Source organism: Chromobacterium paludis (genome assembly GCF_008275125.1).
Classification (GTDB): Bacteria; Pseudomonadota; Gammaproteobacteria; order Burkholderiales; family Chromobacteriaceae; genus Chromobacterium; species Chromobacterium paludis.
In genome coordinates this window covers 1528449-1548229 of the sequence record NZ_CP043473.1, presented here as the reverse complement: position 1 = coordinate 1548229, position 19781 = coordinate 1528449, and the positions used below count along the sequence as shown (strand labels likewise).

Genomic DNA, 19781 nt, shown 5'->3' with positions numbered 1-19781 from the left:
ATAGCAGAAATAAAAAGCGCGCCTGAGCGCGCTTTTTTGCTGCCCGCAGCGTCAACCGCTCCTAGAGGTCGCCGCCGGTTTCCAGAATGAACTTGGCTTTGGCGTCCAGGCCCAGATGCTCGGCCAGATAGGGCAGGGCCTCTTGCAGCGTCTTGGGCAGGGTCCACGGCGCATTGAGGATGAACATGCCGCTGCCGTGCATGCCAAAGCCATCGGCCGACGGGCCTTGCACATGCAGCTCCGCGCGCAGCCAGCTCTTGGCTGGCAGCTTCTTCAGCTCCGGGATCATTTCCTTCATTTCCGCGCGCTGCAAACAGGGGTACCACACGGCGTACACGCCGGTGGCGAAGCGCTTCAGGCCTTCTTTCAATGCGCTGACTACGTTTTGGTAGTCGCGCTTGTCTTCATACGGCGGATCGATCAGCACCAGCGCGCGGCGCGGCGGCGGGGGCAGGACGGCCTTGATGCCGTCGAAGCCGTTGGCCTGCTGGATTTGCACGCGGCGGCCGGTGCCGGAGAAGTTTTCCTGCAGGATTTTCGCGTCGCTGGGATGCAGCTCGAACAGCCGCAGCTTGTCGCTCTCCGGCATTACGTCCGCCGCGCACCACGGCGAGCCTGGGTAGAACTTCAGCTCGCCGTCCGGGTTCATCCGCCTCACCACGTCGACGTAGTTGCGCACGCTTTCAGGCAGATCGTCGCGCCGCCATAGTTTGGCGACGCCGCTTTCGTATTCGGCATTCTGGGTGGCGTAGCCCTCGGTCAACGAGTAGGCGCCGGCGCCGGCGTGGGTGTCGATATACCAGTAGGGCTTGTCCTTCTGGCCCAGGTAATTCAGCAGCTCGATCTCGATCAGGTGCTTGAGCACGTCGGCGTGGTTGCCGGCGTGGAAGGCGTGGCGGTAGCTGAGCATTTTTTCTTTGTCTTTCAAATGGTTAATTCTATTCCGGCAGCGCGCGCGGCTTCCGTCCAGCCCAGCCGCGCGATCAACGCGGAGAAGCCGGCTTCCAGCGGGCAGGCGATGCGCAGCGGCGCGCCGTTGGCCGGGTGTGCCAGCGTCATCTCCAGGCAGGCCAGCAGCATGCGGTGGCTGGCGAGTTCCTGCGCGAACATGCGGTTGTGGCGGCCCTTGCCGTAAGTCGAATCGCCTATGATGGGGTGGGCGATGTGCTTCAGATGGCGGCGCAGCTGATGGCGGCGGCCGGTCAGCGGCGCCAGTTCCAGCAGGGCGTAGCGGCTGGTCGGATAGCGTTCCACCATGATGGGCAGCTCGATGGCCGCCAGCGTGCGGTAACGTGTCTGCGCGGCTTGCGGCGCGGTTTCCACTTTTTCGCCTATCCATTCCAGATCGTCCGGCCGGCGCGTCAGCGGGTGGTCTATCAGGCCTTCGGCCGCGGGATGGCCGCGCACCACGGCCAGGTAGCGCTTGGCCACCTGCTGGCGCTCGAACTGCCAGGACAGTTCGCGCGCGGCGTCCTTGTCCAGCGCGAACAGCAGCGCGCCCGAGGTGCCTTTGTCCAGCCGGTGCGCGGGGTAGACGCGCTGGCCTATCTGGTCGCGCAGCATTTGCACGGCGAAGCGGGTTTCGTGGCGGTCCAGCTCGGTGCGGTGCACCAGCAGATTGGCGGGCTTGTGGATGGCGATCAGTAGATCGTCGCGATACAGTATGGGCAGCATGAGTGTGGCGCTTGGGTTCAGGCGGGGATTTTAGGACGTGCACGCTGCTTTGGATATAGCAGAATTGCTTTGTGTTAAATCAATTTGAACATGAAAAGTCAATATCGGCTTGCATGTCTGCGGCATGAGGCCAGGCGTGGCGGGGTTTGCGCCGAATGTAGATTCTTTACTTGAAGAAATGTTTGCAACACGGTATTTCAAAGTCGAGAGGAAAATGTTTACAGCCCGGTTAACGGTCATTACAATTCGCCGCGCTCAGAAGAACGACAAAGTGGTGTCTGTAGCCGGTTTTTGCTTTGCGCAGGAGGCGGTTCAGGCCGCTTAGGCACAGCTGAGGTTGTAGTTGGCAGGTTACATGCCGTCTGCAATTTCAGCCGTCACCATTCAAGTCCAGTCACTGTTGCACTCGCCGCGCTTGCATGGGGCCAAGCGCGTTGACCAACTCAAGCCAAGAGTTATAGAGATGACTATCCAATTGAAACGAATCAGCTTCGCAGTGGCCGCCGCGGTTCTGTCCGCCTCCGCCTGCGCCAAGGAATTCACGCCTGCTGTGATCTACGATCAGGCCGGCAAGTTTGACAAGAGCTTCAGCGAAGCCGCCTACAACGGCGCGGAGCGTTTCAAGAAGGACTTCAAGGTCAGCTACCGTGAAGGCCAGATCTCGTCCGACGCGCAGAAGGAACAGCTGCTGCGCAAGATGGCCGGCCGCGACACCGACGTGGTCGTCGCCGTGGGCTTCAACTTCGCCCAGGCCGTGGAAACCGTGTCCAAGGAATTCCCCAAGGTCAAGTTCACCCTGATCGACGCCGTGGCCAAGGGCCCGAACGTGCAGAGCATCGTGTTCAAAGAACAGGAAGGCTCCTTCCTGGTGGGCATGGCCGCCGCGCTGAAATCCAAGACCGGCAAGGTCGGCTACATCGGCGGCATGGACATCCCGATGATCCGCGCCTTCGGTTGCGGCTACGCCCAGGGCGCCAAGTACGCCAACAAGAACGTTACTGTGCTGCAGAACATGACCGGCACCACCCCGCAAGCCTTCAACGACCCGGCTCGCGGCACCGAGCTGGCCAAGAGCCAGTTTGACCGCGGCGCGGACGTGATCTTCGTCGCCGCCGGCGGCACCGGCATGGGCGTGCTGCAGGCGGCCAAGGCCGCAGGCAAGTACTCCATCGGCGTGGACAGCAACCAGAACTACCTGTACCCGGGCTCGGTGCTGACTTCCATGGTGAAAAAAGTGGACGTAGCCGTCTACAACACCTTCAAGGACGCCAAGGAAGGTTCCTGGAAGCCGGGCGTGAAAGTGCTGGGCCTGAAGGAGCAGGGCGTGGATTGGGCGCTGGACAAGAACAACCGCCCGCTGATCACTCCGGACATGGAGAAGAAGATCGGCGAGGCCAAGGCTGAAATCATCAGCGGCAAGATCAAGGTCGTGGATTACCGCGCCAACAACAGCTGCCCGGTGCAATAAGCCGGCGGCTTTACTCCCCGACCGGTCGGGGGCGCAGCCGCGGTGACGAGTTCATCGCGGCTGTTTGCTGTTGAAGCCGGCGCTGGGGACAAACGAAGATCGGGAACAGACAAAGCATGACCGAGTTTGCCATTGAGCTGACAGGCATCAACAAGAGCTTCGGCGCCGTGCAGGCCAACCGCGATGTGACCATGAGCGTGCCCAAGGGCAGCATTCACGGCATCATCGGCGAAAACGGCGCCGGCAAGTCCACCTTGATGAGCATCCTGTACGGCTACTATCAAGCCGACAGCGGGTCCATCCGCGTGAGCGGCAAGGATGTGCGCATCCGCAACAGCCAGGAAGCGATCCGCCTGGGGATAGGCATGGTGCATCAGCACTTCATGCTGGTGGATACCTTTACCGTGCTGGAAAACATCGTTTTGGGCGCCGAGGGCGGCCGGCTGCTGAAGGGCGGCATGGACGAGGCCCGCAAGCACCTGAAAGAACTGAATCAAAACTATTCGCTGGAAGTGGATCCGGACGCGCTGGTTGGGGAACTGGGCGTGGGTCTGCAGCAGCGGGTGGAAATCCTGAAGGCGCTGTATCGCGGCGCCGACGTGCTGATCCTGGACGAGCCGACCGCGGTGCTGACGCCGCAGGAAGCCGACCACCTGTTCCACATCCTGCGTTCCTTGAAGGCGCAGGGCAAGACCGTGATCCTGATCACCCACAAGCTGCGCGAAGTGATGGACATCACCGACAATGTCAGCGTGATGCGCGCCGGCACCGTGGTGGACAATGTGCGCACCGCCGACGTGGACAAGGAAAAGCTGGCCGACCTGATGGTGGGCCGCAAGGTGTCGCTGAAGGTAGACAAGGCCGAGTGCCAGCCCGGCGCCGTGGTGCTGGATGTCAAGGGCCTGTGCCTGACCGACGAGCGCCAGGTCAAACTGCTGGATAATCTGAACTTCCAGGTCAAGGCCGGCGAGATCGTCGGCATCGCCGGCGTGTCCGGCAACGGCCAGTCCGAGCTGCTGGAAGTGTTGGCCGGCATGCAGACGCCGACGGCCGGCAGCATCGCCTACAAGGGCGAGGATCTGCTGAAGAAGCCGTGCAAGCACAAGCCGCGGGCTGCGGTTTATCGTGAAATCGGCATCGGCCACATCCCGGAAGACCGCTCGCGCGAGGGCCTGGTCAAGGCGTTCTCCTCCTATGAAAACGCCATTCTGGGCTATCAGAATGACAAGTCGCTGCGCAGCGGCTTCCTGTATTCGCGCAAGAAGCTGGTGGCGCGCACCCAGGCATTCATCGAGCAGTTCGACATCCGTCCGGGCAATCCGCTGCTGCGCGTGGGCCTGCTGTCGGGCGGCAATCAGCAGAAAGTGGTGCTGGCGCGGGAAATCCACGCCAACCCGGATCTGCTGTTGATTGGCCAGCCGACGCGCGGCGTCGATATCGGCGCGATCGAGTTCATCCACAAGCGGCTGATCGAGCTGCGCGACGCCGGCAAGGCCATCTTGCTGGTTTCGGTGGAACTGGAAGAAATCCTGGCCCTGGCGGACCGCATCCTGGTGATGGCCGGCGGCCAGATCACCGGCGAAGTGGCGGCCAAGGAAGCCGATACCATTTCCCTCGGCCTGATGATGGGGGGGCACAAGCATTGAAATTCGGACAACCTTCCACCCTGCCGCGCTGGGCGCAGCTGACGGTATTGCCGGCGCTGAACCTGCTGGCAGCCCTGCTGGTGACGGGCTTCGTCACCTGGATGATCGGGGAAAATCCCTGGGAATGCCTGAAGCTGCTGATTAACGGCGCCTTCGGCTACGGCGAGGGCATAGGCTACACGCTGTTCTACACCACCAGCTTCATTTTTGCCGGTCTGGCGGTGGCCACGGCCTTTCACGCCGGCCTGTTCAATATCGGCGGCGAAGGCCAGGCCTATCTGGCCGGCCTGGGCGTCACCCTGGTGATGCTGGGCTTCGACAACACCTTGCCGCCCTATGTGCTGATTCCGCTGGCGGTATTGGCGGCGATGGGCTTCGGCGCGGCCTGGGCCTATATCCCGGCCTACCTGCAGGCCAAGCGCGGCAGCCACATCGTGGTGACCACGATCATGTTCAACTTCATCGCGTACTCGTTGATGTTGTACCTGATCAGCCACCAGTTGATCGAAACCGGCTCGCAAAACCCGGCTACGCGCGAGTTCGGCCAGGCGGGCTGGATTCCGCAGATGCATGAGCTGATCCCCGGCATGCCCAGCTCGCCGCTGAATCTGTGCTTCGTGTTCGCCCTGCTGGCCAGCGTGCTGTTCTATCTGATCGTGTGGCACAGCCGCTGGGGCTTCACCCTGCGCACGGTGGGCACCAACGACAATGCCGCGCGCTACGCCGGCATCAGCGTCAGCGCCGTCATCATCGTCGCCATGTGCGTGTCCGGTGCGCTGTCCGGCCTGTCCTCGGTCAATGACCTGCTGGGCTCCTCGCACCGCATGAACGTGCTGTTCACCAACGGCGTGGGCTTCGTCGGCATCGCCGTGGCGCTGATGGGCCGCAACCATCCGGTGGGCATCGTGCTGTCGGCGCTGCTGTTCGGCGCGCTGACCCAGGGCGGCTCGGATCTGTCGTTTGAAAAGCCGTTGATCACGCATGAGATGATCCTGTTCATCCAGGGCCTGATCATTCTGTTCTGCGGCGCGCTGGAAAACCTGTTCGAGCCGTTCATCGCCGGCCTGTTCAAGCGCAAGGACAAGTAATATGGATATGTTCTTCAGTCTCCTCGACTCCACCCTGCGCGTGGCCACGCCGCTGGTGCTGGCCGCGCTGGCCGGCATGTTCTCCGAGCGCTCCGGCGTGGTGGACATCAGCCTGGAAGGCAAGATGCTGGTGGCGGCCTTCGCCTCCGCCGCGGCGGCCTACGTCACGCACAATCCCTGGCTGGGCCTGCTGGCCGGCATCATGTCTGCCGTGTCCTTCGCCATGGTGCACGCCTTCGTGTCCGTCACTTATAACGGCAACCAGCTGATCTCCGGCATGGCGATCAATACCGTGGCCTCCGGCATCACGCCGGTGCTGGCGCTGGCCTGGTTTCAGCAGGGCGGCAATACGCCGCAGCTGCCGGACGACGGCCGCTTCCATGAGATCAAGCTGCCGTTCGCCGACGCCTTGCGCGACATTCCGTTGATCGGCCATGTCTATAGCAAGGTGATTTCCGGCCACTGCATCCTGGTGTACATCACCGTGTTCGTGGTGATTCCGCTGGTGGCTTGGGTGCTGTACAAGACGCGCTTTGGCCTGCGCCTGCGCGCGGTGGGCGAAAACCCGCACGCGGCCGATACCGCCGGCATCTCGGTGGCGCGCGTGCGCTACCTGGCGCTGATGTGCAATGGCGTGTTGTGCGGCATGGCCGGCACCTATCTGTCCGTGTACCAGACCGGCAGCTTCATCAAGGAAATGACGGCGGGCAAGGGCTTCTTGGCGCTGGCCGCGCTGATCTTCGGCAAGTGGCGTCCGGTGCCGGCGGTGCTGGGCTGCCTGCTGTTCGCCTTCGCCGATGCGATCCAGATCCGTCTGGAAGGCGTGGCGTTGCCGGTGGTGGGCCAGATTCCGTCGCAGGCCATCTCGGTGATCCCGTATGTGCTGACCGTACTGCTGTTGGCCGGTTTCGTGGGACGTGCCGTGGCGCCCAAGGCCATCGGCGTGCCCTTCGTCAAGTCGCGCTGATCCCAATCCGTTTGGAAAGCCAAGCCCGCCGGCGCCAGCCCGCGGGCTTTTTGCATGGCGGCGCGTGCTATGATGCCGGTTGCGAACGGCGGGGCGGGGCCTGCCGTCGGATAGAACAGGAATCGCCATGCTGAGTTACCAAGAGGCGTGGACCTGGCTGCTGGAGCGCGCCAGGCCCTTGAACACCCAACAGAATGTATCGCTGAGCCAAGCCTGCGGCCGGGTGTTGGCGCAGCCGGTGAGAGCCGGCATGGACGTGCCGCCGCACGACAACAGCGCGATGGACGGCTACGCGGTGCGTTGCGCGGAAGCGCAGGGCGCGTTGCCGGTGTCGCAGCGCGTGCCGGCGGGCAGCGCGCCGCTGGCGCTGCAGCCGGGCACCGTCGCGCGCATTTTCACCGGCGCGCCGATTCCGTCGGGCGCCGACGCCGTCATCATGCAGGAGCAGGCCGAGACGGCCGAGGACGGCCTGGTTCGTTTCAGCGCCGCGCCGCAGCCTGGGCAGAATATCCGCCGCCGCGGCGAGGACATCGCCAGCGGGCAGGTCATTCTGGAGGCGGGCAAGACGCTGACGCCGGCCGACCTGGGTCTGGCGGCGTCCATCGGCCTGGCCAGCCTGCCAGTGCTGCCGCAGTTGCGCGTGGCGGTGTTCTTCACCGGCGACGAGCTGGTGGAGCCGGGGCAACCCCTGGGTGAGGGGCAAATCTACAATTCCAACCGTTATTGGCTGGTGCCGGCGCTGCATAAGCTCGGCTGCGAGGTGATAGACCTGGGCCATGTCGGCGATGCGTTGGAGCCGACGCGGCAATTGCTGCGCGACGCGGCGGCGGTGGCCGACGTCATCGTCACCTGCGGCGGCGTGTCGGTGGGCGAGGAGGATCACGTCAAGGCGGCGGTGGAGGCCGAGGGCGAGCTGACCTTGTGGAAGGTGGCGATCAAGCCCGGCAAGCCGCTGGCTTACGGCAAAATCGCCGATGCCGACTTCATCGGCCTGCCCGGCAATCCGGTGTCCGGCTATGTCACGCTGCAGACCCTGGTCAAGCCCTTCCTGCAGAAGCGCATGGGCCTGGACGCACCGTCGCCGCAGGCGCAGCGGCTGCCGGCAGCCTTCTCCTGGAGCAAGCCGGATGGCAAACGCAGCGAGTTTCTGCGCGTGCGCAAGGTGGCGGGCCAGTTGCAGCTGTATCCGCAGCAGGGCTCCGGGGTATTGATGTCCTGCGCCTGGGCGGACGGACTGGTTTGGCTGCAGCCCGGCCAGCAGGTCAAGCCGGGTGATGAACTGGCCTATCTGGAACTGACGTGACGAGCGTTCGTTTCGTCAAAGAGGATGGCCAGTTGCTGCAAGCCTGCGAAGCGTCGCCGGGCGACAACCTGTTGGATGTGGCCCGCCTGGCCGACGTGCCTTTGCACTGGCGTTGCGGCCAGGGCACCTGCGGCACTTGCAAGGTGCGTGTGGCCGGCATGGCCATGCCGCAGCGTCCTGGCCGCAAGGAGCGCAATGTGCTGCTGCGCGCGGGCGCGATAGACGAGGCGCAGGCCGCGAGCGACGAGTGGCACGAGGCCGCGCCGTGGCGGCTGGCCTGCCATCTGCTGGTGGAGGAAGGGCGGAGCTGGACGGTGTCCTGCCCGGACTATTGAGGCGATGGGCGGAAGCCCGACTATGCCGGGCGTTCCGCCGCGGGGGCTTTCGAGAGGTGGGGCGGAACGCCCCCTTGGGGCTTCCGCCCTACGGTCAGCCTTGCTCGCCTTCGCAGGCGATTTCTTCGATCTCGTCGCGTTCCAGCCAGTGGCGCAGCAGGGTCAGGCCCACCGCCAGCAGCGTGGGGCCGATGAACAGGCCGATCACGCCCCAGGCGATCAGGCCTCCGATCACGCCCAGGAAGATCACCGACAGCGGCATTTGCGCGCCCTGGCTGATCAGCAGCGGCTTCAACACATTGTCTATGGTGTTGATCAGCAGAAAGCCCCACACCGTCAGGAAGATGGCCAGGCCGGTATGGCCGCTGTAAAACACCCAAGCAGCGGCCGGCAGCCAGACGATCAGGGTGGGCAGCTGCGCCACCGCGATCACGAAGCATAAAAAGCCCAGCACCAAGGAACCGGGCACGCCGGCGATCAAAAGTCCGATCACGCACAGCACGGTCTGCGCCAGCGCCGTGCCCACCACGCCGGTGGTGACGCTGCGTATGGTGCGGGCGATCACTTCCGGCAGGTCGCCGGCGGTTTCTCCGCCCAGCTTCAGCACGATGCGCTCCACCAGCTCCCACAACTTGTCGCCGTTGATCAGCAAGAGGCCGGCCACCACGATGGCCAGCACGATTTCCAGCAGGCTCAGGCCCAGATTGGCGCCGCCGGACAGCAGAAACAGCACCACTTTTTGCACGGCTGGCCGAATTTTGTCGAAAAAGCCAGGCAGGTCGGCCTGCGTGCTCAGCCACAGGCCGCGCAGGCTTTCGCCCGCCACCGGGAGGCTGGTGAGCCAGGCGGGCGGGTCGGGCAGGCGGAAGTTGCTGAGGTCGTGCGTCAGGTTGGCCAGGTGGGGCAGCGTGTCGGCCAGGGTCAGCGCCATCAGGCCGATGGGGATGGCCAGCGCGGCCGACAGGCCGATGACGATCAGCAGCGCCGCCAGCTTATGCCGTCCGCGCAGGCGGATCTTGAGCCGGCTGTACAGCGGCCAGGCGGAGATGGCGATGATGGCGGCCCAGGTCAAGGCGCCGAGAAACGGTTGCAGAATTTTGATGCAGGCCAGCACCAGCATGGCCAGGATGGCAACCTGGAAGATGTTGAGAATGCTGAGGCTGGATCGGCCGGAAATGGGCAGCATGATGGTGTCCGCGAGTGGAAACTGGGCAGGCCGGCGTCATGCCGGCCTGAAACGTGCGCTAGTGTGCCACTTGCCCCAGCTGGCTGGCAAACGCCGCCGCGGGCGTATAGCCGACGATGCGTTGCGCCTCCTTGCCGTCCGCGCCGAACAGGATGATGCCGGGCGGGCCGAACAGGCCGAAGCGCTTCAGCAGCGTCTGATGCGCGGCGCTATTGGCGGTGACATCGGCCCGCAACAGGGTGAATTGCCCCATCTTGGCGGCGACCTCGGCTTGCGGAAAGACCTCGGCCTCCATTTCCTTGCAGGCGATGCACCAGTCGGCATAGAAGTCCAGCAGCAAAGGCTTGCCTGATGCCTTGGCCTCGGCCAGTTTGGCGTCCAGCTCGTTGATGGAATCCACCGGCTGGAAGGAGGGCTGCGCCGCGCCGGCCGCGCCGCTGGCGGCGATCAGCTTCAGCGGGTAGCGCGGATTGTCGGCGCCGGACAGCAGGCCCACCAATTGCGCTCCGCCCAGCAGAAACAGCAGCAGTCCCAGCGCCTTGCCCAGGCGCGCGCTGGCCTTGGAGCCCGCAGCCAGGCTGTCGAAGGCGCCCAGGAAGACGGCGGAGCCGATCAGCAGCGCGGCCCACAGCAACATCACCAGCGCGGCGGGCAGGAAGGGCGTCGCCATCCAGATGGCCAGGCCCAGCATGAGCACGCCGAAGCCGGACTTGACGACCTTCATCCAGTTGCCGGCGCGCGGCAACACATGGCCGCCGAAGGTGCCGATGGCGATCAGCGGCAGGCCCAGGCCCAGGGCCATGGCGTACAGCGCCGCGCCGCCCAGGACGGCGTCTCCGGTGCTGCCGATATAGCCCAGCGCCAGCGCCAGCGGCGGCGCCACGCAGGGGCCGACGATCAAGGCGGACAGCGCGCCCATCAGGAAGACGGTGACGGCCTTGCCTCCGGACAGCTTGTTGGAGGTTTCGGCCAGCCGGGACTGCAGCGCGCTGGGCAATTGGATGGTGAACAGGTCGAACATGGACAGCGCGAACACCACCATCATCGCGCTGGCGGTGAGCACTACCGCCGGCTGCTGCAGCCAGACGGTCAGCAGCGAGCCGGTGAGGCCGGCCACCACGCCTACGGCGGTGTAGGTCAGCGCCAAGCCTTGCACATACAGCAGGGACAGCAGGAATCCGCGGCCGCGGGTGAGGGTTGCGCCCTGGCCGGCAATCAGCGATGAAACGATGGGCAGCAGCGGGTACATGCAGGCGGTGAACGCCATGCCCAAGCCCGCCAGCAAGAAAGTGCCCAGTGTGGTCAGCCAACCCTTGGCCGCCAACTCGCTGTTACCGGCCGGCGATTTTCCCGACGTATCGGCGCCTCCCAGCCATGCATCCGCTTTGCCGCCGGCCTGGCCGCTGACGGCGCCGACTTTCAGCTTGTGGGTATAGGGCGGATAGCAGACTCCGGCCTCGGCGCAGCCTTGCACGCGCACATTGAGCTGGAAGTCAGTCGGCGCGGCGGCGGCCAGCGGGATGACGATGCGCTGCTTGCCGTGGTAGATGAATTGCTTGCCGAAGTAGGGATCGTCCTTTTCCTGCGCTTGCGGCAGCGCGGGCTTGCCGGTCAGGTCCGCCGGCGTGGTGCTGATGGCGATGCGGTCGCGGTACAGGTAGTAGCCGGGCGCCACATCCAGCGTCAGTTGCAGCTGATCGCCGCTGCGGCTGACCTCGGCGGCGAAGGCCTTCTCGGGCGGAAGCAGGTCGTCTTGGTTGACCGCATGGGCAGGCAGCGCAATGCTGAGGCAGGCGACGAACGCCATCAGCCATTGCCATGCCAGGCGGTGAATGGAGTTGAGGTATGCTTGCACTTGCAGACTCTTATGGGGTTGACGGTGGAGAATGAGACGCGACAGCCGCGGGACGGTTCCGTTTTGTCTCTGCGTGATGCAATATGCATCAAACTGAATCATCCGGCAAACGCAGGCCAGGCGAAGACGCCAGTATATCGGCGCCGACGCTCAGCCGACAGCCGCTGGCTCATGAAAAATAAGAATGTCTATATCGAGGGGTTATGCGAGAAACCATACATTTCGCCCACGCCAACAGCTTTCCCGCATCGGTCTACCGCAAGATGCTGGAGCGGCTGGCGCAGCGGCATGAGGTTGGCTACCTGGACACCATAGGCCATGACGCCGCCTATCCGGTGACGGACTGCTGGCCACGCTTGGTGGACGAGAGCATCCATTACATCGAGCGGCGCTATGCCGGGCCGGTGGTCGGCGTCGGCCACTCGCTGGGCGGTTTTCTGATGTTCTACGCCTCGCGCAAACGACCAGACCTGTTCCGCGCCGTGGTCATCCTGGACTCGCCGCTGATGGGCCCGCGCCGTTCTTTCGGCATCTGGCTGGCCAAACGGCTGGGCTTCATCCAGAAAGTGACGCCGGGCGGCAACACGCTGAAGCGCAGGGACAACTGGGCCAGCGTGGAAATGGTGCATGACTATTTCGCGCGCAAGCCGATGTTCGCCCGTTTCGACCCGGATTGCCTGGCCGATTACGCCGAGCACGGCACTGAAAGCGATGGCGAGGGCGGACGGCGCTTGAAATTCCGCCCGCAGGTGGAGCACGACATCTACGCGACGCTGCCCCATGACTTCCCCTGCCACAAGGGCCGCATGCAGGTGCCGGCTGGATTCATCGCCGGAGAGGCGTCCGATGTGCTGAGACCGTCCGATATCGCCTACATGCAGCGCAAGTTCGGCATTCATGCCGAGACGCACCCCGGCGGGCACTTGTTCCCGCTGGAGCGGCCGATAGAGACGGCGGAGCATGTCCTGGCCTTGGTGGACAGGCTGTGTCGGGACCGGGCCGGATGAATCGCGCCAAGGCTTGCGATGGATAGGGTTCTCGCGGAAACTATGGTCAACCTCCATAAGCCCGCATGAAAGACCCCTGCCTGTGACGATGGAACACCTGCTCAAGCAACACCGCGACGCCATTGACGCCATCGACGTCGAAATTCTCCAGCTGCTCAACCAGCGCGCCACCCATGCCCGCGAAATCGGCGAAATCAAGGGCGGCGGCGTCATCTATCGCCCGGAGCGCGAAGCCCAAGTGCTGCGCCGCTTGAAAGACCTGAACCCCGGCCCGCTGCCGGGCGAGTCGATCGCCCGCTTGTTCCGCGAGGTGATGTCCGAGTGCCTGGCGCTGGAAAAACCCTTGTCCATCGCCTACCTTGGCCCGGAGGGCACTTTCAGCCAATTGGCCGCGGTCAAGCACTTTGGCCATGCGGCGCATGCCGTGGCCTGTAGTTCGATAGACGAAGCCTTCCGCCAGGTGGAGTCGCGCGCGCTCGATTATGTGGTGGCGCCGGTGGAAAACTCGACGGAGGGCGCGGTGGGCCGCACGTTGGACCTGATGGTCAGCTCGCCGTTGAAAATCTGCGGCGAAGTCGTGCTGCGCATCCATCACCATTTGCTGCGGGCCGAGGAGGACATGGACGGCATTCGCCGCGTCTACGCCCACGCCCAAGCGCTGGCGCAATGCCATGAGTGGCTGAACAAGAACCTGCCGGCCAATGTGGAGCGGGTTTCGGTTTCCAGCAATGCGGAGGCCGCGCGCATGGCGGCGGAAGACGCCGGCGCGGCGGCCATTGCCGGCCAGGCGGCGGCGGAGCGCTATGGCTTGCTGAAACTGGCGGAAAACGTGGAAGACGAGCCCAACAACACCACCCGTTTCCTGGTCCTGGGGCTGCAAGACGTGGGGCCCACCAGCCAGGACAAGACCTCCATCGTGGTATCCGCGCCCAATCGTCCTGGCGCGGTGCATTACCTGCTGGAGCCGATCGCCGCCAACGGCGTGTCCATGAGCAAATTCGAGTCGCGTCCGTCGCGCGCCGGCCTGTGGGATTACGTGTTCTTCATCGACCTGGAAGGGCATCGGCAGAGCGAAAACGTGCAGGCGGCGCTGAAAGGCCTGCAGGAGCGGACTTCTTACGTCAAGATTCTGGGCTCTTACCCCGCGGCGGTGCTGTAGGGGGGCGCGTAGCATCCAGGGCCGGTTTGCCGGCCCTCGTTGTTTGGGTAACCGAGAAAGAAAATCAAAATGAAAGCGATTTGCCTGTTTTGCGGATCCAACAAGGGCGCGAAGCCAGAATACGAGGCGGCGGCCCGCTTGCTGGGGCATACCCTGGCCGAGCAGGGCATCACCCTGGTTTACGGGGCCGGCAATGTCGGCCTGATGGGCGTGGCGGCCGATGCCGCCCTGGCCGCGGGCGGCCGCGTGGTGGGGGTCATCCCGGAGTTTCTCAAGGCGAAAGAAGTGGCGCATCTGGGCCTGAGCGAGCTGCACGTCACGGAAACCATGCATCAGCGCAAGGCGCTGATGGCTGAACTGTCCGATGGCTTCATCGCCTTGCCCGGCGGCTTCGGCACCTTCGACGAACTGTTCGAGATACTGACCTGGGCACAGCTGTCCGTGCACAGCAAGCCGGTGGGCTTATTGGATGTGCGCGGTTTTTTCCAGCCCTTGCAGTCCATGGTGGACCATGCGGTCACGGAAGGCTTCGTGCCGTCCGGCAACTTGCAGCTGTTCCAGCGCGACGACTCCCTGCCGGCCTTGCTGGACTGGATGCGCCGCTACCAGCCGCGCCCGGTGCCTAAATGGCTGGACCTGAGCAAGACCTGAGCCGATGCGCTCCGTTTCGCCCAAAGGCAGTTGGTTTTTGAAGTGCCGCCGCGCCTTGGCCTGGCCCTGGGTGTTGTTGCTGGCGGCCATCATCGTTTTCGAGGAGTGCGCCTGGGACGAGCTGGCCGGCGCGATGGCCTGGCTGGGGCGCTGGCCGCCGTTGGCTTGGCTGGAGCAACGCATAGCGGCATGCTCGCCCCGGGTGGCGCTGGCGCTGTTTCTGTTGCCCGCGCTGGGCCTGCTGCCTGTCAAGCTGGCAGCGTTGTTTCTGATCGAGCAGGGACATGCGCTGCTGGGCCTGCTGGTGATTCTGCTGGCCAAACTGGTCGGCACCGCCGTGGTGGCACGCTTGTTCATGCTGACGCGTCCGGCGCTGATGCGGGTGCCGTGGTTCGTCAGATGGTATCAGCGCTTTCACCGCTGCCGCGCCTGGGTCTTCGACCGGCTGCACGCATCCTTGCCTTGGCGCTGGTCCAGCCGCCTCATTTTACGGATACGCCGGCAATGGGCGCAGCCTTCCGCCTGGTCCCGACTGGTGCGCCGCATTGCCCGGCGCTGGCGGGGCGAGGCAGGCGGCCGCGGCGGGCGGGATCAAGGGAGAACACAATGATCATTGTCATGAGCGCAGTGGCCGGTCCGGCCGAGATCGACGCCGTGGTGGCCCGCATCGAGGCGCAAGGTTTGTCTGCCCATGTTTCGCGCGGCAGCGAACGGACCGTGATCGGCGCCGTGGGAGAAGAGCGAGGCTTGGAGCCGGCATGGTTTGAATGCCTGCCGGGCGTGGAGCGCGCGTTGCGGGTGGTGAGCGATTACCGCATCGTCTCGCGCGAATCCCAGCAGCAGGACAGCGCGGTGCGCATTGGCGCGGTTACGTTTGGTGCGGGCGGCGCGGCCTGGCTGGGCGGCTGCGTCCGCCACGCCAGCCGCGATGCCCTGGCAGCCGTCGCCCTGCGCGTCAAGGCGGCGGGAGGCGGGCTGCTGTTTGCGGGCGGATCGGCGCATGAGCACCCTTATCGCTACCGGGCCTTCGGCGTCGCGGAAATGGAGGCGTTGAGCGATGCGGCGGCCGAACACGGCTTGGCCGCCGTGGCGGAACTGAGCGATCCCCGGATGCTGGACGTATGCCTGGAGCAGGAGTTCGCCGCTTTGCTGCTGCCGCCGAGATGCCTGCGCCAAGTCGAGCTGCTGCGCGAGGTGGGGCGCATCAACAAGCCTGTCATCTTGCAAAGGAATAATCGATACATGCCGGATGAATGGCTCTTGGCGGCGGAGCAAGTGGCCGCCGGCGGCAACCACCGCATTGTGCTGTGCGATTGCGGTCGGGAGGGCGAGGCGGCGGGCCTGGATGTGGGCGAACTGGCCTGGGTGCGCCGCGAGACGCATCTGCCGCTTATCGTGTCGCCCGTCGCCGCTGGCGGTGTCGCGTTGGCGCCGGCGCTGTCAGCCGCGGCCTGGGCGGTGGGGGCGAGTGGATTGCTGTTGGAGATGGACGGGGACGACGGGTTGGACCCCAGGGCATTGCTGGGCAGCGTTGCCTGACAGGAGGCCAAGGCGATGGGCGCGAACGCGTTGAACGGTTTGTTGGCGGAGATTGCTTCCTGTCGGGCCTGCGCCATGTGCCTGCCTAAGGAGCCTAGGCCGATGCTGCGTGTCGCTTCGGAGGCGCGCATTCTGTTGGCGGGCCAGGCGCCGGGACGACAGGCCCATGAAAGCGGCGTGCCATGGCGCGACGCCAGCGGCGACCGTTTGCGCGATTGGCTGGGGGCGGATGCAGCAACGTTTTATGATCCGGCCTGTTTTGCCATCGTGCCCATGGGTTTTTGCTATCCGGGCAGCGGCCGCAACGGCGACTTGCCGCCCAGGGCGGAATGCCGGGCCTTGTGGCATGCGCGACTGCTGCCCCTATTGAGCGAAGTGCGCCTGGTGCTGGCGGTGGGCGAGCATGCGCAAGCCTATCACCTGGCGCAGCGGCAAAAGAATCTGACCCTGACGGTGGCCGCTTGGCGGGCGTATCTGCCCGGCGCGATTCCCTTGCCGCATCCAAGTCCGCGCAATGCCTCATGGCTGCGCAAGAACCCTTGGTTCGAGCAAGAGCTGTTGCCGGAGCTGCGCGCCAGGGTGGCGGCAGCCCTGCCAAAGCCGATTGCATGAGCAAAAACTCTAAAAAAATGGATTTTGCCGGATGGGCGGAGGATAATCGCGTCCAGCATTAAGGAGAGCCGTCAAGATGAAGTGCGTTGATGATTTTCGCCTGCAGCTGGGCAGCAAACAACTGGTGCCTATCATGATAGGCGGCATGGGGGTGGACATTTCCACCGCCAGCTTGGCGCTGGAAGCGGCCAGGCTGGGCGGCGTCGGCCACATATCCGACGCGATGGTGCCAACGGTGACGGATCGCCGTTTCAGCACCAAGTTCGTCAAGAACAAGCTGGCGCAGTACAAGTTCAATGTGGAGAATCCAGACAAGTCCGTGGTGCAGTTCGACCTTGGCGTGCTGGAGGAAGCCACCCGGCTGCATGTCGGCAATGCCATGCAACAGAAGCGCGGCGAAGGCCTGGTCTTCATCAATTGCATGGAAAAACTGACCATGAACGCGCCCAAGGAGACGTTGCGGGTGCGCATGCGCGCCGCGCTGGATGCTGGCATAGACGGCATCACCCTTGCCGCGGGCCTGCATTTGGGCTCCTTCGCGCTGATAGAAGATCATCCGCGTTTTCATGATGCCAAGCTCGGCATCATCGTTTCTTCCTTGCGCGCCCTGCAGCTGTTCCTGAAGAAAAATGGACGCACGGGACGGCTGCCTGACTACGTGGTGGTGGAAGGCCCCTTGGCTGGCGGCCACCTGGGCTTCGGCATGGATTGGGCCCAATACGACCTGGCTACCATTTTCACCGAGATCCGCGACTGGCTGAAAGCGGAGCAGCTGGATATCCCGCTGATTCCCGCGGGCGGCATCTTCACCGGCAGCGACGCGGCGGGTTATCTGGAGGCCGGCGCCGGCGCGGTGCAAGTGGCAACCCGCTTTACCGTCACCCGCGAGTGCGGCCTGCCGGAGAAGGTTCAGCAAGAGTACTTCAAGGCCAGCGAGGAGGACATCGAGGTCAACCAGCTGTCGCCCACCGGCTACCCCATGCGCATGATCAAGAGCTGCCCGGCAATCGGCGATGGCATCCGCCCCAATTGCGAAGCGTATGGTTATCTGCTGGATGCCAAGGGCAGCTGCTCCTATATCGAGGCCTACCACAAGGCGCACGAGGCTAATCCGGGTGCGCGGCGCGTGCCGGTGTGGGAAAAGACTTGTTTGTGCACGCACATGCGCAATTTCGACTGCTGGACCTGCGGCCATTATGCCTATCGGCTGAAGGACACCACGCATCGCCTGGCAGATGGCAGCTATCAGCTGCTGAGCGCAGAGCATGTATTCATGGACTACCAGCACAGCAAGGATCAGCATATCGCCTTGCCCAAGAAAGTGGAGTGTCTGTTGGCGGGCTGAGCCGGCGGAGACAGTAAAAACGGCACCGTTCCGCAAGGAAGGGTGCCGTTGTCATTTCTGGTCTATGGTCGGCCCTAAGAAGATGTCAATTAGCTCAGTTGATGTCATGATGTTAATTATATAGCATTGCAGGTTGGAGCTGAGTCATCCAGCGCGCGGCAGGCCCCGGTTTCGGACCTGGCGCGGGTTGGGGACGGGTTTGCACGCCGGCTACGGCTGCACTACCATCGGCGCAATAGTCAGGCTTCGGATATGTTGACCCACCCAGTCCGGTTGCAGTCTTCCGCCATGGGTAATTGATGTATATTCGGAATGATTTCCATTTTCTTGCGTAGCCATAATCAACAATGAGCAAAACCGACAAGCTGAGCCAGCTGGAACCCGTTTCCCAGAAGATTCGTTACCGTTTACAGCAAGCGGGTGCGCGCTTCCATGCCAACGACAATATCGCCGGCTTCATCGAAGAAGGCGAGCTGGACGCGCTGCAGGACGAAGTTCAGTCTAAATTGAAAGCAGTGCTGGAAAGTTTGGTGATCGATACCGAAAACGATCACAACACGCACGATACGGCCAAGCGCGTCGCCAAGATGTTCCTGCGCGAGGTGTTTCGCGGCCGCTATATCGAGATGCCGCCCAGCACCGAGTTTCCCAACGTCGAGCGCCTGAACGAATTGATGATCATTGGGCCGATCACGGTGCGCAGCGCTTGCTCCCACCACCTCTGCCCCATCATCGGCCGGGTGTGGGTGGGCGTGATGCCCAATGAGAATTCCAATTTGATCGGCCTGTCCAAGTACGCGCGGCTGATAGACTGGGTGATGTCGCGCCCGCAGATTCAGGAGGAGGCCGTGTCGCAGATCGCGGACCTGCTGATGCGCAAGCTGCAGCCGGACGGTCTGGCCATCGTGATGGAGGCCGATCACTTCTGCATGCACTGGCGCGGCGTGAAGGACAGCAACAGCAAGATGACCAACAGCGTGATGCGCGGATCCTTCCTGACGGATGCCAACCTGCGTCGGGAGTTTTTGTCGCTGATGCATAAATGACGAGGAGCATGGCCATGCTGGTTCGCCTGATCTATTGCAGCCGGGCGCAACAACCGATAGAACCCGCGCTGGTGGATGAGATTCTGTCGGCGGCGCGAAAGTACAATCCGCCGCTCGGAATCACCGGCCTGCTGTGTTACAGCAAGGACGCATTCGTGCAGGTTCTGGAGGGTAGCAGGGTCCATGTCAATCGCCTGTATCTGAAGCTGGCGCGGGATACGCGCCATCACTCTCTAATGCTTTTGTCATTTTCAGAGATCGAACAGCGGAAATTCGCAAACTGGAGCATGGCGGAGGTGGCGCTGGATCAGCTCAACGCCTCCATCATTCTGCGCCATTCGCCCTTGCCCGCGCTGGAGCCATTCACCATGCCCGGCGCCAGCGCCGAGCGGCTGCTGGAGGAACTGGCCGAGTCCGGCAGCATACAGTACCGCTAGCGCTCAATCCGCCTTGTTCACCCAAACCAAACGAAAGAAACCATGTCCTTGAATCGCATTGCCACTACTCTGGCGCTGTTGGCCGTGGCCGCCGTTGCCCAGGCGGCTCCCGCCACGAAGACGCTGCCCTCCGGCGTCAAAATCGAAGTCCTGAGCCAAGGCAAGGGCGCCCAGCCCAAGCCGACCGACACCGTCAAAGTGAACTACCGCGGCACGTTCAAGGATGGCAAGGAGTTTGACAGCTCCTACAAGAACGGCGGGCCGATCAGCTTCCCGCTGAATCGGGTCATCCCGTGCTGGACGCAGGGGGTGAGCGAATTGAATGTCGGCAGCAAGGCCAAGTTGTTCTGTCCCGCGGCAACCGCCTACGGCAGCCGCGGCGCTCCCGGCGCCATTCCTCCGAATACGGATTTGTATTTCGAGGTGGAGCTGCTGGAAATCCAGAAGTAATGACTTCGCCGCG

At 63.7% G+C, this 19781-nt stretch carries 20 protein-coding genes; 16 read left to right on the top strand and 4 right to left on the bottom strand.

Annotated features, from left to right (window positions below):
* Nucleotides 1-61 precede the first annotated feature (61 nt).
* Both FYK34_RS07015 and FYK34_RS07010 read right to left on the bottom strand, forming a co-directional pair.
* A complete protein-coding gene (locus tag FYK34_RS07015; RefSeq protein WP_149299838.1) occupies nucleotides 62-910 on the bottom strand; it encodes a 23S rRNA (adenine(2030)-N(6))-methyltransferase RlmJ in 849 nt (282 codons plus the stop codon).
* Nucleotides 911-924: 14 nt separating this feature from the next.
* Nucleotides 925-1674, bottom strand: coding sequence for a tRNA pseudouridine(65) synthase TruC (locus tag FYK34_RS07010; protein WP_149295695.1), 750 nt, complete (start codon nucleotides 1672-1674; stop codon nucleotides 925-927).
* Between the two features lie 463 nt (nucleotides 1675-2137).
* Between FYK34_RS07010 and FYK34_RS07005 the strand changes: the two genes are divergently transcribed.
* The 6 genes from FYK34_RS07005 (at nucleotide 2138) to FYK34_RS06980 (ending at nucleotide 8481) form a co-directional block, all read left to right on the top strand.
* Entirely contained in the window at nucleotides 2138-3142 is a 1005-nt protein-coding gene (locus FYK34_RS07005) for a BMP family lipoprotein (RefSeq protein WP_149295694.1), read from the top strand.
* Nucleotides 3143-3258: 116 nt separating this feature from the next.
* Nucleotides 3259-4788: an ABC transporter ATP-binding protein gene (locus FYK34_RS07000; RefSeq protein WP_149295693.1), complete on the top strand. Its 1530-nt coding sequence runs from the start codon at nucleotides 3259-3261 to the stop codon at nucleotides 4786-4788.
* The gene (locus FYK34_RS06995; protein ID WP_168209668.1) at nucleotides 4785-5876 is read left to right on the top strand and encodes an ABC transporter permease; all 1092 of its coding nucleotides are present in this window, start codon (nucleotides 4785-4787) and stop codon (nucleotides 5874-5876) included. Before FYK34_RS07000 ends, FYK34_RS06995 begins: the two co-directional genes overlap by 4 nt.
* A gap of 1 nt (nucleotide 5877) precedes the next feature.
* A complete protein-coding gene (locus tag FYK34_RS06990) occupies nucleotides 5878-6843 on the top strand; it encodes an ABC transporter permease (RefSeq protein WP_174774505.1) in 966 nt (321 codons plus the stop codon).
* Nucleotides 6844-6970: 127 nt separating this feature from the next.
* Nucleotides 6971-8146, top strand: a complete 1176-nt coding sequence (locus FYK34_RS06985) for a molybdopterin molybdotransferase MoeA (protein WP_149295692.1) — start codon at nucleotides 6971-6973, stop codon at nucleotides 8144-8146.
* Nucleotides 8143-8481: a 2Fe-2S iron-sulfur cluster-binding protein gene (locus FYK34_RS06980; RefSeq protein ID WP_149295691.1), complete on the top strand. Its 339-nt coding sequence runs from the start codon at nucleotides 8143-8145 to the stop codon at nucleotides 8479-8481. Before FYK34_RS06985 ends, FYK34_RS06980 begins: the two co-directional genes overlap by 4 nt.
* A 94-nt stretch (nucleotides 8482-8575) precedes the next feature.
* On the opposite strand, the gene FYK34_RS06975 is transcribed toward FYK34_RS06980, so the two are convergent.
* Together FYK34_RS06975 and FYK34_RS06970 are read right to left on the bottom strand one after the other, a co-directional pair.
* On the bottom strand, nucleotides 8576-9667 hold the full coding sequence (locus tag FYK34_RS06975; RefSeq protein ID WP_149295690.1) for an AI-2E family transporter: 1092 nt from the start codon (nucleotides 9665-9667) through the stop codon (nucleotides 8576-8578).
* A gap of 58 nt (nucleotides 9668-9725) precedes the next feature.
* Nucleotides 9726-11522 carry a protein-disulfide reductase DsbD gene (locus FYK34_RS06970; protein ID WP_231137395.1) on the bottom strand — a complete coding sequence of 599 codons (1797 nt, stop codon included), beginning with the start codon at nucleotides 11520-11522 and terminating at the stop codon, nucleotides 9726-9728.
* Nucleotides 11523-11725: 203 nt separating this feature from the next.
* Here FYK34_RS06970 and FYK34_RS06965 point away from each other — a divergent pair, with 203 nt between their 5' ends.
* From FYK34_RS06965 to FYK34_RS06920, 10 genes are all read left to right on the top strand, one after another.
* Nucleotides 11726-12529: an alpha/beta fold hydrolase gene (locus FYK34_RS06965; RefSeq protein WP_149295689.1), complete on the top strand. Its 804-nt coding sequence runs from the start codon at nucleotides 11726-11728 to the stop codon at nucleotides 12527-12529.
* A gap of 88 nt (nucleotides 12530-12617) precedes the next feature.
* Nucleotides 12618-13688 carry a prephenate dehydratase gene (gene pheA / locus FYK34_RS06960; protein ID WP_149299829.1) on the top strand — a complete coding sequence of 357 codons (1071 nt, stop codon included), beginning with the start codon at nucleotides 12618-12620 and terminating at the stop codon, nucleotides 13686-13688.
* Nucleotides 13689-13757: 69 nt separating this feature from the next.
* A complete protein-coding gene (locus FYK34_RS06955; RefSeq protein WP_168209667.1) occupies nucleotides 13758-14339 on the top strand; it encodes an LOG family protein in 582 nt (193 codons plus the stop codon).
* A 37-nt stretch (nucleotides 14340-14376) separates the two neighbouring features.
* Nucleotides 14377-14949, top strand: a complete 573-nt coding sequence (locus tag FYK34_RS06950) for a hypothetical protein (protein WP_174774504.1) — start codon at nucleotides 14377-14379, stop codon at nucleotides 14947-14949.
* Nucleotides 14946-15878 carry a 3-deoxy-7-phosphoheptulonate synthase gene (locus tag FYK34_RS06945; RefSeq protein WP_168209666.1) on the top strand — a complete coding sequence of 311 codons (933 nt, stop codon included), beginning with the start codon at nucleotides 14946-14948 and terminating at the stop codon, nucleotides 15876-15878. Before FYK34_RS06950 ends, FYK34_RS06945 begins: the two co-directional genes overlap by 4 nt.
* A gap of 102 nt (nucleotides 15879-15980) precedes the next feature.
* Nucleotides 15981-16490 carry a uracil-DNA glycosylase family protein gene (locus FYK34_RS06940; protein WP_231137394.1) on the top strand — a complete coding sequence of 170 codons (510 nt, stop codon included), beginning with the start codon at nucleotides 15981-15983 and terminating at the stop codon, nucleotides 16488-16490.
* A 76-nt stretch (nucleotides 16491-16566) separates the two neighbouring features.
* Nucleotides 16567-17835, top strand: a complete 1269-nt coding sequence (locus FYK34_RS06935) for a nitronate monooxygenase (RefSeq protein ID WP_149295685.1) — start codon at nucleotides 16567-16569, stop codon at nucleotides 17833-17835.
* A gap of 347 nt (nucleotides 17836-18182) precedes the next feature.
* The gene (gene folE / locus FYK34_RS06930; protein WP_149295684.1) at nucleotides 18183-18881 is read left to right on the top strand and encodes a GTP cyclohydrolase I; all 699 of its coding nucleotides are present in this window, start codon (nucleotides 18183-18185) and stop codon (nucleotides 18879-18881) included.
* 14 nt (nucleotides 18882-18895) lie between these two features.
* Nucleotides 18896-19318, top strand: a complete 423-nt coding sequence (locus FYK34_RS06925; protein ID WP_149295683.1) for a BLUF domain-containing protein — start codon at nucleotides 18896-18898, stop codon at nucleotides 19316-19318.
* Between the two features lie 42 nt (nucleotides 19319-19360).
* Nucleotides 19361-19768 carry an FKBP-type peptidyl-prolyl cis-trans isomerase gene (locus FYK34_RS06920; protein ID WP_149295682.1) on the top strand — a complete coding sequence of 136 codons (408 nt, stop codon included), beginning with the start codon at nucleotides 19361-19363 and terminating at the stop codon, nucleotides 19766-19768.
* Nucleotides 19769-19781: the final 13 nt, after the last annotated feature.

What these genes read in the sequence shown, in the direction of transcription:
- FYK34_RS07015 (WP_149299838.1), bottom strand. Translation starts at nt 910, where the DNA reads ATGCTCAGCTACCGCCACGCCTTCCACGCCGGCAACCACGCCGACGTG.
- FYK34_RS07010 (WP_149295695.1), bottom strand. Translation starts at nt 1,674, where the DNA reads ATGCTGCCCATACTGTATCGCGACGATCTACTGATCGCCATCCACAAG.
- FYK34_RS07005 (WP_149295694.1), top strand. Translation starts at nt 2,138, where the DNA reads ATGACTATCCAATTGAAACGAATCAGCTTCGCAGTGGCCGCCGCGGTT.
- FYK34_RS07000 (WP_149295693.1), top strand. Translation starts at nt 3,259, where the DNA reads ATGACCGAGTTTGCCATTGAGCTGACAGGCATCAACAAGAGCTTCGGC.
- FYK34_RS06990 (WP_174774505.1), top strand. Translation starts at nt 5,878, where the DNA reads ATGGATATGTTCTTCAGTCTCCTCGACTCCACCCTGCGCGTGGCCACG.
- FYK34_RS06985 (WP_149295692.1), top strand. Translation starts at nt 6,971, where the DNA reads ATGCTGAGTTACCAAGAGGCGTGGACCTGGCTGCTGGAGCGCGCCAGG.
- FYK34_RS06975 (WP_149295690.1), bottom strand. Translation starts at nt 9,667, where the DNA reads ATGCTGCCCATTTCCGGCCGATCCAGCCTCAGCATTCTCAACATCTTC.
- FYK34_RS06965 (WP_149295689.1), top strand. Translation starts at nt 11,726, where the DNA reads ATGCGAGAAACCATACATTTCGCCCACGCCAACAGCTTTCCCGCATCG.
- pheA (WP_149299829.1), top strand. Translation starts at nt 12,618, where the DNA reads ATGGAACACCTGCTCAAGCAACACCGCGACGCCATTGACGCCATCGAC.
- FYK34_RS06955 (WP_168209667.1), top strand. Translation starts at nt 13,758, where the DNA reads ATGAAAGCGATTTGCCTGTTTTGCGGATCCAACAAGGGCGCGAAGCCA.
- FYK34_RS06945 (WP_168209666.1), top strand. Translation starts at nt 14,946, where the DNA reads ATGATCATTGTCATGAGCGCAGTGGCCGGTCCGGCCGAGATCGACGCC.
- FYK34_RS06940 (WP_231137394.1), top strand. Translation starts at nt 15,981, where the DNA reads ATGCTGCGTGTCGCTTCGGAGGCGCGCATTCTGTTGGCGGGCCAGGCG.
- FYK34_RS06935 (WP_149295685.1), top strand. Translation starts at nt 16,567, where the DNA reads ATGAAGTGCGTTGATGATTTTCGCCTGCAGCTGGGCAGCAAACAACTG.
- folE (WP_149295684.1), top strand. Translation starts at nt 18,183, where the DNA reads ATGAGCAAAACCGACAAGCTGAGCCAGCTGGAACCCGTTTCCCAGAAG.
- FYK34_RS06925 (WP_149295683.1), top strand. Translation starts at nt 18,896, where the DNA reads ATGCTGGTTCGCCTGATCTATTGCAGCCGGGCGCAACAACCGATAGAA.
- FYK34_RS06920 (WP_149295682.1), top strand. Translation starts at nt 19,361, where the DNA reads ATGTCCTTGAATCGCATTGCCACTACTCTGGCGCTGTTGGCCGTGGCC.